Here is a 13,392-nt window from a genome sequence, read left to right as displayed (position 1 = left end):
CGTTTCGACGGCCGGGGCGGGAGTCGCCGTATGCGCAGGGCGTGGATCGTGGGAGTGGCCGGGGCGGTGCTCGCCGCGCTGTCGCTGGGCGCGTGCGGGGATCCGGAGTCCGCTCCGCAGGGGACGCCTCCGTCGGCGACAGCGCCCGACCCGTCACCGACCACGCGTCAGCGGGCCGCCACCGCGCCCCCGGACAGCGGCGGGGACGCCGGTACGGCGAAGCCGGCGCCCAAGGTGCTCTACCTCGGGGACTCGCTCGCCATGGAGAATCAGAAGGTCCTCGGCGCCCAGCTGAAGGAGGACCTCGCAGCCGTCTACACGAGCGTGCCGTACGGGGGTACCACCCTGTGCGACTACCTGGAGGGCACGGCCGACCGGTCGCTCGTCCCGCCCCGGGACAAGGCGGCCGCGCTGGTGCGGCGGCTGAGCCCGGACTACGTGGTTGTGCAGTTCTGGGGCAACTCCTGGGACTACACGCCCTGCATGGACGGGGTCACCTACGGCAAGGCCCGTACGGAGTACTTCCGGCGGTACGAGGCCGCCGCCGAGCAGCTCACCGAGCAGATCGCGAACGCGGGCGGCGAGCACCGGCCGACGATCGTGTGGGTGCTCCAGGGCCCGGACCCGATGACCCCGGACCGGGTGCGCCGGGTGAACGCCCTCTACGAGAAGCGGGCCAGGGCCTCCGGGGACATCACCGCCGACGCCGGCCGGGCCGTGAGCCCGGCCTCCGACCGCTACGCCTGGACCCAGTACCTGCCGTGCACCCCGTACGAGCGTGCGCACGACGGCTACTGCACCCAGCCGGGACGGGCCCGCACCGCCCTCCACCACGACAAGGACTACCTGCACTTCTGCCTGGCCCCGACGACCTCCACGCCGAGGCCGTGCCCGGTGGTGTCGCCCGGCATCACGCGGATGGCCCGCGAGATCACGCGGGCCATCGCCGACGAGGTCTCCCAGGGCCCCTAGACCGGCTGCGACGTGTGTTCGTCGTCCTGTTCGTCGTCCCCCGCGCCCGCCGCGTCCCGCTGGTCCCGCTGGTCCCGCTGCTGCTGCCGCTTCGAGGCCCACAGGCTCGTCACCGTCGTCACGGCCAGGACCAGGACGATGAAGCCGAGGGAGAAGGGGATGGAGATCTCGGGGACGTGGACCCCGGACTCGTGCAGGGCGTGGAGGACGAGCTTGACGCCGATGAAGCCGAGGATGATCGACAGGCCGTAGGAGAGGTGGACCAGCTTCTTCAGCAGGCCGCCGATGAGGAAGTACAGCTGCCGCAGGCCCATCAGGGCGAAGGCGTTGGCGGTGAAGACGATGTACGGGTCCTGGGTGAGGCCGTAGATCGCGGGGATGGAGTCGAGCGCGAAGAGGACGTCGGTGGAGCCGATGGCGAGCATCACGACGAGCATCGGCGTCATGACGCGCTTGCCGTTCTCCTCGATCCACAGCTTGGTGCCGTGGTACCGGTCGGCCACCCCGAAGCGCTTCTCCACGGCCTGGAGGAGCTTGTTCTCCTCGTACTCCTCCTCGTGGGTGCCCTTGCGGGCGTCCTCCACCAGCTTCCAGGCGGTGTAGATCAGGAACGCGCCGAAGATGTAGAAGACCCAGGAGAAGCTGGAGATGATCGCGGCGCCGGCCGCGATGAAGATCGCGCGGAGCACCAGCGCCATGAGGACGCCGACCATCAGGACGCGCTGCTGGTACTGCGAGGGCACCGCGAACTTCGCCATGATCAGGACGAAGACGAAGAGGTTGTCGACGCTGAGGGACTTCTCGGTGATGAAGCCGGCGAAGAACTCTCCCGCGGGCTTGCCCCCGCCGACGGCCCACACCCCCAGGCCGAACGCGATGGCCAGGGCGATCCAGACGGCCGACCAGATGCCGGCCTCCTTGATCGACACGTCGTGGGGTTTTCGGCCGATGAAGAAGTCGACGGCCACCAGGAGGCCCAGGGCGACGATCGTGAGCAGCCAGGTGGCCAGGGAGACGTTCAAGGTTCCTCCGGGTAACAGGTGATGCACGGCCAAGCCTCACCGGAGTCCTTTGCGGCCGCTACCCGGCTCAGGTAAAGAATCGCCGACATCGCGGTGCCGCCCTGGTGGGAGGCCCGGCCACGGGGGCCGCCCACCGGAACGAGGATGTGCGCAACGGCTATTCGCCCGCGTACGCCTTCTCCAGCGCGGCGAGGTCGAGCTTGCCCATCGACATCATCGCCGCCGTCGCGCGGGCCGCCTTCTGCGCGTCCGAGTCGTTGATCATCTCGATGAGGGCGGTGGGCACGACCTGCCAGGACACCCCGAACCTGTCCTTGAGCCAGCCGCAGGGGCCCGGCTCGCCGCCCTCGGTGAGGCTGTTCCAGTAGTAGTCGATCTCGTCCTGGTCGGCGCAGAGGATCTGGAAGGAGACGGCTTCGGTGAACGTGAACTGCGGGCCGCCGTTCAGCGCGACGAACCGCTGGCCGTTGGCCTCGAAGTCCACGGTGAGCACCGTGCCGGCCGGCTGGAACGCGCCCTCCCCGTAGTGGGTGACGCGGCCGAGCCGTGAGTTCTTGAAGATCGAGACGTAGTGGGTGGCGGCCTCCTCGGCCCGGCCGTCGAACCACAGGCAGATGGTGAATCCGTCGCTGGACATGAGTGCCTCCTCGGGCGGGGGTGTGTCGTCTCTGTATCGACCGATCCTGCTTCCGAAACTCATCGGTGGCGCGGGCGTCCGCTGCGGCGGATCACGGCGGGCGGTCGCCGCTCTGCTGTCGGCGAATCTGCCGTGGGCAGAGAAAGGCCAGGTGAGGGGCGGTTCGTGGGGAGAGTGGAGACAGCGGCCACCGCGGTCGTGTTCACCCCCAGGGAGGAACCGTGGCTCCACTGACCACCGGCCGGGCCCCGACGCTCGCCCCGCGCGCCGAGGAGGGCGACACCCCGCCGTCGCGCTTCGACGACCATCTCGCCGCGCAGCTCCTCGCCCAGCGGATCGTCCTCCTCGGCACCCAGGTCGACGAGGTCTCCGCCAACCGGGTCTGTGCCCAGCTGCTGCTGCTGTCGGCGGAGGACCCGCGCACCGACATCAGCCTCTACATCAACAGCCCCGGCGGTTCGGTGACCGCGGGCCTCGCCATCTACGACACGATGCGGCTGATCCCGAACGACGTCTCGACGCTGGCGATGGGCTTCGCGGCGAGCATGGGTCAGTTCCTGCTGAGCGTGGGCGCCCACGGCAAGCGCTACGCGCTGCCCAACGCGCGCATCATGATGCACCAGCCGTCGGCGGGCATCGGCGGCACCACCGCCGACATCGAGATCCAGGCGGAGAACCTGGAGTTCACCAAGCGGGCCATCGAGCGGATCACCGCGGAGCACACCGGCCAGACCGAGGAGACGATCTCCCGGGACGGCGACCGCGACCGCTGGTTCACGGCCGAACAGGCCAGGGAGTACGGGATGGTCGACCGGGTCGTCGAGGCGCTCGACGACGTGCGGCCGGCCTCGTCACGCCGACGGATGGGACTGCAGTGATGGGGACGTACACGATTCCGAACGTGGTCGAGCGGACTCCGCAAGGGGAGCGGTCGTACGACGTGTTCAGCCGGCTGCTGTCCGAGCGGATCATCTTCCTCGGTACGGAGATCGACGACGGGGTGGCCAACGTCGTCATCGCGCAGCTGCTGCACCTGGAGTCGTCGGCGCCGGAGAGCGAGATCGCGATCTACATCAACTCGCCCGGGGGATCGTTCACCTCGCTGATGGCGATCTACGACACGATGTCCTACGTACGCGCGCCGATCTCGACGTTCTGCGTCGGGCAGGCGGCCTCGACGGCGGCGGTGCTGCTGGCGGGCGGGGACCCCGGGCGGCGCTTCGTGCTGGAGCACGCGCGGGTGCTGCTGGGGCAGCCGGCGAGCGGAGGCCGTCAGGGCACGGTCTCCGATCTCGCCCTGCAGGCCAAGGAGATGGTGCGGATCCGGGCCCAGGTCGAGGACGTGCTCGCGCGTCACACCGGGCGCGAGATGTCCGGTCTGCGGGCCGACATGGATCGCGACAAGGTGTTCACGGCGGAGGAGGCGGTGGCGTACGGGCTGGCGGACGAGGTGTTGAACCGGCGGCTGGTGGGGGTCTGAGGGCCGCTCGCGCGAACATCAGGCCACGAGGCACAGGCCGTTGTAGGGGGCCCCGGGCGTGCCGCGGGGGGCGCTGCGGGGTGTGTGACGGGTCAGCTCCGTCTGCGCCAGGGACAGCAGGTCTCCGAGGTTCAGCCCCAGGGCCTGGGCGGCTGCCGCGAGGACTTCCGACGAGGCCTCCTTGCGGCCCCGTTCCACTTCGGAGAGGTACGGCATCGAGATGCGGGCCTCGTCGGCGACGTCCTTCAAGGTGCGTTCCTGGGCCAGCCGTTCGCGGCGCAGTACGTCACCGACGAGGTCACGCCAGAGAGGTTCCCTGGCGGGTGGGCCGGACGGACGGGAGGTCGCCGGGCGGACCCCCGCCGGACGGGCCGTAGCCGGGCGAAGGGGGATGACGCGGGCTTCGTTCGAGGCGTGTTGGCTCACTTCTCCAGCCTAGGAATCACGGGCGGGAGGGGAAGGGGTCGGCGTTCCGCCCTCAGGGAAATCGTCGGGAACCCGCATCGTCGGGAACCCGCTCCTGGGCGTCATTCTCCGACGCGGCCGTCGATGCGTTCGCGCAGGAAGTCCGCGTGACCGTTGTGGCGGGCGTACTCCTCGATCATGTGGACGAGGACCTCGCGCAGGGCGATGGGCTCGCCGTCGTGGCGGCCGGTGAGGGCGAGATCGGGGGCCGCCGCCACGAAGCGTTCGGCGAAGTCGACCTCGTGCCGCCAGGTCCTCCAGGCGTCGGCGACGGCCTCGGGGTCCGCGACGGCGTCGTTGAAGTCCCCGTCCGGGTCGTCCCCCGCGCGATAGTGGCGCGGCGACGGCGGCTCGCCCGCCAACGCCTGGCGGAACCAGTACTGTTCCACGCCGGCCAGGTGGCGCACGAGGCCGAGCAGCGAGATGTTCGACGGCGGCACCGCACGGCGGGCCAGGGCCTCGGCGTCCAGATCCGCGCACTTCAGCTCCAGGGTCAGCCGCTGGTTGCGCAGATACCCGACGAGCGTGGCCCGCTCCCCCTCGAACCCTCCGTCGCCGCGCGGGTCCCCTTCGGGGCCGACGAACCGGTCGCCCCAGCCGGGCTTCCTCTCGGGCAGGGGCCGGTCGTCGGGACGGGTCGCACCATGGTCACTCATACGGAGGAGCATCGGCGGTCACCGTGCCGCTCCGCCACTCCATTTCCGCCGGTCACCCCCTCCGTCCGGCCTGCGAGGACCCCGGACCGCCACACCGCCGCGGCCGAATCCGCACCCCTGCCCTCCTGAAGCGGCCGTGTACTCCCGTACAACCCTTGTTCACCACGCGGTGTCGAACAGGACGCCGGACAAGGAACGGGCCCTTTCCGGACACCCCCGCGCTGCCCGGCCGTTGTTGTTTCGAGGAGCCGAACATGCGCAAGAACCGTTCGGCAGCGCTGGCCGCTGCCACATTTCTTCTTGTCTCCGGCGCGGCGATCGCCACCGCGCCGTCCGCGTACGCCGGCTCGCCCGGCAGTACGCGGGCCAGTGACCGCAACAGCGACTTCAACGGCGACGGTTACGAGGACGTCCTGATCGGCGCGCCGGGTGCCACCGTGAGCGGCAGGAGCGGCGCGGGTCTGGTGACCGTGCAGTACGGCTCGGCCAAGGGCATCGGCACGAGCAATGTCGCCAGATTCAGCCAGTCGACGTCCGGGGTCGCGGGCGCGGCCGAGCCGGGCGACGGGTTCGGCCGGGCGGTCGCCACGGGCGACCTGGACGGCGACGGGTTCGACGACGCGGTGGTCGGCATCCCCGGCGAGGACCTCGGCACCGTCAAGGACGCCGGTGGCGTGGCCGTCCTGTGGGGCTCGAAGGCCGGGCTGACGGGCGCCGCGAGCGACTGGCTGGAGACCGAGGAGCCCGCCGCCGGCGAGCAGTTCGGCACCGGCCTGGCCGCCGGCCGCTTCACCGCCGAGACGGACGGCGACCTTCTCGCCGTCCTCGACCCGTACGGCGTGGAACTGTTCGCCTACGACGACGCGGCGCGCGGTTCGATGCGCCGGGAGTCCACCCAGCGGTTCGGCGCGAAGGCCGAGGCCCGCGACATCCGGCCCGTGTCCATGACCACCGGCGACTACGACAGGAACGGCTTCGCCGACCTCGTCGTGTCCGGGCTGAGCCTGGGCGACGAACCCGGGTACGGCTGGTCCGCGTACCTGTCGGGCAACGCGGACGGACTGAAGTACGAGCGCGATCTGCGCGGCGGTCCGGTCGCGGCGTCCGGGGACATCGACAACGACGGGTACGACGACCTGGTGACCGGTGAGCCGCACTCCCCGGACGACCAGCCGGGTGAGACACAGACCGGCGGGCTGGTGGGCGTGCGTCTCGGTGGTCCGGACGGCCCGGCGGCGGATCCGGACTGGTGGGTGCAGGACTCCCCCGGTGTGCCGGGGGTCGCCGAGGCCGGTGACGGCTGGGGCTCGGACCTGTCGGTCGCGGACACCGACGGGGACGGTCACGCGGACGTGGCGATCGGCGCGGCGGGCGAGGACATCGGCACGGTCGAGGACGCGGGCGCCGTGTGGGTGCTGCGCGGCTCCGCCGCCGGGCTGACCTCGGTGGGCGCCAGGTCCTGGGACCAGAACTCCACGGACGTGCCGGGCGCCGCCGAGAAGGGCGACAAGTGGGGCGCCCAGGTCCGGCTGACCGACCCGAACAGCGACGGCCGCTTCGGACTGCTGGCCGCCTCGCCGGGCGAGAACACCGGCGACGGTCACGTCTGGGTGCTCTCGGCGGGCTCGGGCGGCGTCACGGCGGCCGGGTCGTGGACGTACAACGCCGCTTCCCTCGGGGCGCCCCATGTGGACGCCCTGTTCGGCGCGGCGATCGACGAGTGAGGCGGTAGGGCCCCGTCGGCGCCGCCGGCCCGTCAGGAACCCGGGGCGACCGGCGCCGGGACGCTGTCGAGGGACGCCGACCCGGAGGTCGTGGTGTCCTCCGGCGGCACCTCGGCCGTCTCGGGACTCTGCGGCGCCGACGGCGGCGAGGTGGACGGAGTCTCCGGCGCCGACGGGGGCGAGGTGGACGGGGTCACCGAGGACGAGGAGGGGCAGGGGCTCGCGCCGTGGTCGGCGTCCCTGTTCTTCTCGGTCTGCGTCGCGCCGCCCGAGGGGCACGGCTTGGGCGACTTCGAGGGCGGTTCCTCGGAGAACGACGTCGACGTCGACGGGGAGGGCTGGTTGACGGGCGGGGTGGTCTTCTTGTCCTTCCCGCCCGTGTCGCCGGCGGGCCGGGTGAACCAGTCGTCGTGCTCGGGGTCGTAGAGGACGAAGACGTTGATGACCGTCGTCGAGGGTTCGACGACCACGACGTTCTGCGGCCGGTACGACGGCCAGGAGTCGCCCTTGGGCTCCGGCGTGGTCTTCAGCGCGACCGGCGGCTTCAGCGGGTTGCCGCAGGCGCAGCGCACCCGGGGCACGCCCCGGTCGTCGACGAGGACGGCGGTGCCGGACTGGAGGACGGCCTGGTAGCTGGTGGCGGCGCCGTCGCGGTAGCCGTGGTTGGTGACGCGGGTGTCCATGCGCAGCTGCACCGGGGTGAGTGAACGCAGGTAGGCGGGTACGCCGGAGGGCTCGACTCCGGCGACGGAGGCGAACGCGTCGTTCTTCGCGGGGTTCGCCCCGAGGACCTTGATCTGCTTCTCCACGTCACAGCTGGAGACCTTGCGGGTGCCGCCGTAGAGGCCGGGGGACGAACCGTCCACGGCACGCGTCACGTTGGCGGGTTCCGAGCTGCTCGGTGTGGCCGTGGGGGTCTCGGGCGGGGTGGAGCTGTCGGTGGCCGTCGACTCGGTGAAGGGGTCGGGGCCCGACTTTCCCGCGGCCTGGAGGAAGACCTCGCCGCCGGCCGAGTCGCCGGAGTCGTCGGAGCGGGTGAGGACGACGACCAGGACCACCGCGACGACGGCCGCGGTGACCATGAGGGCGATGCGAGGGGCGGACCGCCACCACGGCTGACCGGGACCTCCCCGGCCGCCTGCTCCCGCCGGGCCGCTCGGTCCGCCGCCGGAACCGCCCGAGCCTCCCGTTCCGCCGGTGCCGCCGGGGCCCGAGGCGTCGCCCGGCGGCTCCGGGGGCACCTGACCGCTCGGCCGCGTGGGGCTGGGCGGCGTGGGGCTGGGCTGCTGGGGCCCGGACAACGGGCCGGAGGGCGGTCCTGTCGGGCGGCCGGAGGACGGCTGTTCGGAACTCACGGGTCTTCTCCCGGCGTAGGGACTTCGCGTCAGGACTTCGCGGCGGCACACATGGTTCGCATAGATCGACGTGGTGTTTGTGTGATTTTCATCTATTTAGCGCCGCTTTGTTGTACAACAGGGCCATTGTGTGCCCTGGCCCCGTGCAGCCCGCAAGCCGAGCGGGCGGCGGACCTCCCGGCGCGCGGAGTGTCTCCACCGTGCTTAGCGTGGCAAGAGTGAGTCACCGGACCCTGCCTCCCCGGCAAGCGACCGCTCCCGAGCGGGCGGTCGCCCGCCATGGCTGGCTCCAGGCCCTGGCGGCCGTGCTCGCCGGGCTGATCGCGATGATCGTGGTGGCGTCGCTCGGGCTGTGGGCGGCGGGCGCGGCGGACCTCCCGGACGGCGCGTTCCCCCGGGTCGTCGCGGCCACCGTGGTGACGGCGGTGGGCGGCACGATCGAGCTCTCCGGCGGCGCCGGGTCCATCGCCGAGACCCGGGCGGGCCTGACCGTGATCCCGCTGTCGGTGACCCTCGTGGGCGCGCTGGTGATCGCCGCCGGGTTCCTGCGGCCCCTGCGCCACCGGGCGGTCGCGGGGGCCCGCGAACTCGCCGGCTGGGCCGCCCGGATCGCCGTCCTGTGGCTGGCGGCACTGATCGGCCTCGCCCTGGCCGCCCGTCAGACCTTCGACATCCCGCTCGGCGACGTGGGTGACTTCCTCGGCACCTCCGCCGACGTGGGGTTCGAGACGGCCATGGCGCCGACCCTGTTCTTCGGTCTGCTCTGGCTCGCCGGTGTCCTCGTCCTGGCGCTGCTGGTCTCGCGCGGGGCGCCGCTTCCGCCGCGGCTGCTGCGGTTCCAGGAGTCGGTGCGCCCGGCCGCGTACGCCATGGTCGGGCTGCTGCTGGCGTTCGTCGGCCTCGGGCTGGTGATCGCGGTCGTGGTGGCGCTGACCCGGGGGCACGCCGCGGAGACGGCCGCGGTGATCCTGCTGGGCCTGCCGAACGTGACCTGGCTGGCTTTCACGATCGGCCTGGGCGCCACCTGGGACAGCCAGGTGGAGGGGCCGTTCGGACTGCCGATGCCGAAGGTCCTGGACGAGGTGATGCGCGGGCCCGACGTGTCCACCCTGAACCTGGGCTCGCTCGCCGAGTACGACAGCCGGGTGTGGTGGCTGCTCGCCGTGAACGCCGTCCTGCTGGTCGCCGCCGCGTTCGTGATGGCCGCCCGCTCCCCCGCCCGGGTACGGCTGTGGCAGCACGCCGTGCACATGGCGGCCGCTCTCGCGCTGACCGTCCTCATGGTCTGTCTCGTGGCACGGATCTCCGCGCACTACGGACTGTCGGTCATCGGCATCGGCGACCTCGGCGGCGACCTGGGCGGGGAACTGTTCCTGCGGCCCCATCTGTGGACCGCGCTCGGGCTCGCCGTGCTGTGGGGACTCGTGACCGGGTTCCTGGGCGGGGCGCTGGCCCGGGGTGTGCGCCGCCGGGGCGCGGTCGACGAGGACGCCGGCCGGCGGTAGGCGTGGGCGGGGCGCGGCCGTCTCGGACGCCCGATTTTTTGGGGCCGGGCACGTACCGACCGGGCTCGCCCCGGTGTCAGCGACTCCGGGGGCCCCGCATCCGCCTGTCAGACCTCCGTCGTCGTCAGGTCCCTCGCGCGGCGCGAGAGAAGCGAGGCGCAGATCTCCCCGGCGCGGACGGCGGTGGTGGAGAGCAGCGTCGAGGTGAGGCCGTGGGTGTGCTCGGTGCCGCCCTGGAGGTAGATGTCCGCGCTGACGTCGGGGGCGGTGGCCACCCGGTGGTCCCGGCCGACCCGGAGGGCGTCCTCGTCGTCACGCAGGCAGAGCTTGCCGATCTCCCCGAGGTTGTCGCTCACACCGCGCGGCCGGTAGCCGGTGGCGTGGACGAGGAGGTCGCAGGAGAGGGTCTCGCGCTCTCCCGTCGGCAGGAATTCCACGGTCACCCTGACGTCGTCCGTGCCCTCCTCGACCTCACGCAGGCGGGAGACGTTCATCATCCGCAGCCGTTCGCGGCCCTGGACCTTCTCCCGGTACATGGACCGGGACAGCGACTCGATCAGATCCATGTCCACCACGGAGTAGTTGGTGCTGCGGTGGTAGTCGAACAGCGACTGCTTCACGTCGCGGGGCGAGCCGTAGTACAGGTCGACGGCCTCGGGGTCGAAGATCTTGTTGGCGAAGGGGCTGTCGTCGGCGGGTGTGTAGCCGTACTTGGCGAAGACGGAGCAGATCTCGGCCTCCGGGAAGCTGCGGTGGAGGTAGTCGACGGCCTCCGCCGCGCTCTGACCGGCGCCGAGGACGACCGCACGGCGTATCGGCCGTCCCGTGCGCTGGGCCTGCTCGACGCGGGGCAGCAACTCGCTGGTGTGCCAGACGCGGTCGGACAGGGCGGCGTCGGGCGGGAGGTGCGGTTCCAGGCCGGCGGCCACGCAGATGCTGCGGGCGCGGCGGACGGTGAACCGGTCCGGATCCCCGGGGGTGCGGCTGGTGACGTCGAAGTAACGGATCTCGCCGTCCCGGGTGACGGGGCGCACGGAGACGACCTCGGCGGAGTACTCGACGAGGTGGGAGACGCGGGCGGCGGCCCACTCGAAGTAGTCGTGGAACTCGATGCGCAGCGGGAACAGGGTCTTCAGATTGAGGAAGTCGACGAGCCGGCCCTGCTCGCGCAGGTAGCACAGAAAGCTGAAGTCGCTGGTGGGATCACGCATCGTCACCAGGTCCTTCAGGAAGGACACCTGCATGGTGGCGTCGTCGATGAGCATGCCGCGGTGCCAGCCGAACCGGGGTTGTCTCTCCAGGAACCCGACCCGGAGCCCGCCCTCTGCGCCGGTCCCGGTGGAGTGTTCGTGGAGCGCGATGGCGAGTGCGAGATTCGACGGGCCGAATCCGATCCCCAGTACGTCGTAGATGGAATCCGGCCCGGTGTGCAGCATCGTCACCGCGTCATCGCCTTTCATCGAGAAAAGGGGTCCACACAGTCGCCCCAGCAGGAACACCGCCTCCCCCAGCAGAGACATGTTAGATAAGGTAAGCCTTACCTAGCAACGGTTGAGGAGGGCTCATATGCGGATCGCCATGTTCGGATACCAGACGTGGGGACACCGGACGCTGCGTGCGCTGCTGGATTCCGGACACGATGTGGTACTCGTCGTCACGCATCCCAAGAGCGATCACGCGTACGAGAAGATCTGGAACGACTCGGTCGCCGATCTCGCCGAACAGCACGGTGTGCCGGTGCTGTTGCGCAACCGGCCGGACGACGAGGAACTGTTGCGCGCGCTCAAGGAGGCCGATCCGGACCTCATCGTGGCCAACAACTGGCGCACCTGGCTGCCGCCCGAGATCTTCGATCTGCCGGCGCACGGCACGCTCAACATCCATGACTCGCTGCTGCCGACGTACGCGGGGTTCTCCCCGCTCATCTGGGCGCTCATCAACGGCGAGCAGGAGGTCGGTGTCACCGCCCACCGCATGGACGGCGAACTCGACATGGGTGACGTGCTGTTGCAGCGTTCGGTGCCGGTCGGACCGAAGGACACGGCGACGGACCTGTTCCACCGCACGGTCGACCTGATCGGCCCGCTCGTGACCGACTCGCTCGCACTCATCGCCTCCGGCGAGGCCGTGTGGACGCCGCAGGACCGCTCCCGGTCGAGTTTCTTCCACAAGCGGTCGCTGGAGGACAGCCGGATCGACTGGACCTGGCCCGCCGAGGACCTGGAGCGTTTCGTACGGGCCCAGTCCGACCCGTACCCCAACGCCTTCACCCATCACCGGGGCGAACGGATCCGGATCGTCTCGGCCTCCGTCTCCGAGGGACGCTACGGCGGCACGCCGGGGCGGATCTTCATCCGGGAGGGCGACGGTGTCGTCATCGTGGCGGGTGCCGACGCCCGCTCCGGACGGCTGCCGGGGCTGGTGGTCGAGCGGGTGCGGACGGAGGACGGCACCGAGCACGCGGCGACGGACTACTTCCGCACGATGGGGGGTTACCTGACGGCCCGCCCGTGACGGTCCGGAGGTGAGGGACGGGCGTGAGGGACAGGCGTGAGGGACGGGGGCACCGTCGGCGGGTCAGCCGGCGGCGCCCGACACGGGTACCGCCGCCGTGGCCCCGTCCGAGTCGGCGCCCGTGTCGGCGTCGGTGCCCTCGTGGTGGCGGCCCATGGGGATGACCATGGGGGTACGGCTGACGGGGTCCTCGCCGACGACGCAGCGCAACCCGAAGACGTCCTCGACCATGGGGGCGGTGATGACGTCGGCGGGGGCGCCCTCGCCCGCTATGCGGCCGCCCTTCATGGCGATGATGTGGTCGGCGTACCGGCAGGCCTGGTTGAGGTCGTGCAGAACCATGACGACGGTGCGGCCCTGGTGCCGGTTGAGGTCGGTGACCAGGTCGAGGACGTCGATCTGGTGGGCGAGGTCGAGGTACGTCGTCGGCTCGTCCAGCAGCATCACGGGGGTGCCCTGGGCCACGGCCATGGCGATCCAGGCGCGTTGGCGCTGCCCGCCGGAGAGTTCGTCGACGGGCCGGTGCGCGAGGTCGGTCATCGCGGTCGCCCGCAGCGCCTCGTGCACGGCCTCCTCGTCGACGCGCGACCACTGCCGCCACCACGTCTGGTGCGGTGAACGCCCGCGCCCCACCAGGTCGATGACCGTCAGCCCCTCGGGGGCGACGGGCGTCTGCGGGAGGATGCCGAGCTTCTGGGCGAGGGTCCGGGTCGGGATGGAGTGCACCGCTCGGCCGTCGAGGTGCACGGCGCCCGCCCTGGGCGTCAGCAGCCGGGCCAGGGCACGCAACAGGGTGGACTTGCCGCAGGCGTTGGCGCCGACGATGGCGGTGACACGGCCCGTGGGGACGACCAGGTCGAGGTCCTCGACGACGATGCGGTCGTCGTAGGCCAGGCGCAGGCCCTCGGCGCGCAGCTCGGGACCCTCGGCGCGGCCCTCGGCGGGGCCTGCGACCGGAGCTTCGGCGCGGGCTTCGCGCTTCGTTGCCGGTTCGCGCTTCGTTGCCGGTTCGTACTTCGATGCCGGTTCGTACTTCGATGCCGGTTCGTACTTCGATGACAC

General features: G+C 71.3%; 13 protein-coding genes. 6 read left to right on the top strand and 7 right to left on the bottom strand.

Features of this window, described 5'->3' with window-relative positions; all coding sequences use genetic code 11:
• Positions 1 to 30 precede the first annotated feature (30 nt).
• Positions 31 to 972, top strand: coding sequence for an SGNH/GDSL hydrolase family protein (locus tag STRBO_RS0120640; RefSeq protein WP_005474283.1), 942 nt, complete (start codon positions 31 to 33; stop codon positions 970 to 972).
• Here STRBO_RS0120640 and STRBO_RS0120635 read toward each other — a convergent pair.
• Positions 969 to 1,994, bottom strand: coding sequence for a TerC family protein (locus STRBO_RS0120635; RefSeq protein ID WP_005474284.1), 1,026 nt, complete (start codon positions 1,992 to 1,994; stop codon positions 969 to 971). The genes STRBO_RS0120640 and STRBO_RS0120635 overlap by 4 nt on opposite strands.
• A 157-nt stretch (positions 1,995 to 2,151) precedes the next feature.
• Positions 2,152 to 2,631 (bottom strand): VOC family protein, encoded by a 480-nt coding sequence (locus STRBO_RS0120630; RefSeq protein WP_020114702.1) that lies wholly within the window; start codon positions 2,629 to 2,631, stop codon positions 2,152 to 2,154.
• A 221-nt stretch (positions 2,632 to 2,852) separates the two neighbouring features.
• Here STRBO_RS0120630 and STRBO_RS0120625 point away from each other — a divergent pair, with 221 nt between their 5' ends.
• The gene (locus STRBO_RS0120625; RefSeq protein WP_005474286.1) at positions 2,853 to 3,509 is read left to right on the top strand and encodes an ATP-dependent Clp protease proteolytic subunit; all 657 of its coding nucleotides are present in this window, start codon (positions 2,853 to 2,855) and stop codon (positions 3,507 to 3,509) included.
• Complete coding sequence (locus STRBO_RS0120620; RefSeq protein WP_005474287.1) at positions 3,509 to 4,111, top strand: ClpP family protease; 603 nt, start codon at positions 3,509 to 3,511, stop codon at positions 4,109 to 4,111. The genes STRBO_RS0120625 and STRBO_RS0120620 overlap by 1 nt, the downstream gene beginning before the upstream one ends.
• A gap of 18 nt (positions 4,112 to 4,129) precedes the next feature.
• Here STRBO_RS0120620 and STRBO_RS0120615 read toward each other — a convergent pair whose 3' ends face one another.
• Positions 4,130 to 4,537 (bottom strand): helix-turn-helix domain-containing protein, encoded by a 408-nt coding sequence (locus STRBO_RS0120615; RefSeq protein WP_005474288.1) that lies wholly within the window; start codon positions 4,535 to 4,537, stop codon positions 4,130 to 4,132.
• A 101-nt stretch (positions 4,538 to 4,638) separates the two neighbouring features.
• Complete coding sequence (locus STRBO_RS0120610; protein WP_005474289.1) at positions 4,639 to 5,232, bottom strand: DinB family protein; 594 nt, start codon at positions 5,230 to 5,232, stop codon at positions 4,639 to 4,641.
• 254 nt (positions 5,233 to 5,486) lie between these two features.
• On the opposite strand from STRBO_RS0120610, the gene STRBO_RS0120605 reads away from it, so the two are divergent.
• Positions 5,487 to 6,956, top strand: a complete 1,470-nt coding sequence (locus STRBO_RS0120605) for an FG-GAP-like repeat-containing protein (RefSeq protein ID WP_020114700.1) — start codon at positions 5,487 to 5,489, stop codon at positions 6,954 to 6,956.
• A 32-nt stretch (positions 6,957 to 6,988) separates the two neighbouring features.
• Here STRBO_RS0120605 and STRBO_RS40295 read toward each other — a convergent pair whose 3' ends face one another.
• Positions 6,989 to 8,311 carry a DUF6777 domain-containing protein gene (locus STRBO_RS40295; protein ID WP_028796764.1) on the bottom strand — a complete coding sequence of 441 codons (1,323 nt, stop codon included), beginning with the start codon at positions 8,309 to 8,311 and terminating at the stop codon, positions 6,989 to 6,991.
• A gap of 218 nt (positions 8,312 to 8,529) precedes the next feature.
• On the opposite strand from STRBO_RS40295, the gene STRBO_RS0120595 reads away from it, so the two are divergent.
• The gene (locus STRBO_RS0120595; protein WP_005474293.1) at positions 8,530 to 9,816 is read left to right on the top strand and encodes a streptophobe family protein; all 1,287 of its coding nucleotides are present in this window, start codon (positions 8,530 to 8,532) and stop codon (positions 9,814 to 9,816) included.
• A gap of 107 nt (positions 9,817 to 9,923) precedes the next feature.
• Here STRBO_RS0120595 and STRBO_RS0120590 read toward each other — a convergent pair whose 3' ends face one another.
• Positions 9,924 to 11,276, bottom strand: coding sequence for a lysine N(6)-hydroxylase/L-ornithine N(5)-oxygenase family protein (locus STRBO_RS0120590; RefSeq protein ID WP_051085227.1), 1,353 nt, complete (start codon positions 11,274 to 11,276; stop codon positions 9,924 to 9,926).
• Positions 11,277 to 11,382: 106 nt separating this feature from the next.
• Here STRBO_RS0120590 and STRBO_RS0120585 point away from each other — a divergent pair, with 106 nt between their 5' ends.
• On the top strand, positions 11,383 to 12,330 hold the full coding sequence (locus tag STRBO_RS0120585; protein ID WP_005474295.1) for a methionyl-tRNA formyltransferase: 948 nt from the start codon (positions 11,383 to 11,385) through the stop codon (positions 12,328 to 12,330).
• 63 nt (positions 12,331 to 12,393) lie between these two features.
• On the opposite strand, the gene STRBO_RS0120580 is transcribed toward STRBO_RS0120585, so the two are convergent.
• Complete coding sequence (locus STRBO_RS0120580) at positions 12,394 to 13,392, bottom strand: ABC transporter ATP-binding protein (protein ID WP_005474297.1); 999 nt, start codon at positions 13,390 to 13,392, stop codon at positions 12,394 to 12,396.

Origin of the sequence: Streptomyces bottropensis ATCC 25435, assembly GCF_000383595.1 — a bacterium.
In the GTDB taxonomy this organism is placed as follows: Bacteria; Actinomycetota; Actinomycetes; order Streptomycetales; family Streptomycetaceae; genus Streptomyces; species Streptomyces bottropensis.
Note: the sequence above shows the minus strand (reverse complement) of the source record. Positions and strands in the feature narration are given on the sequence as shown.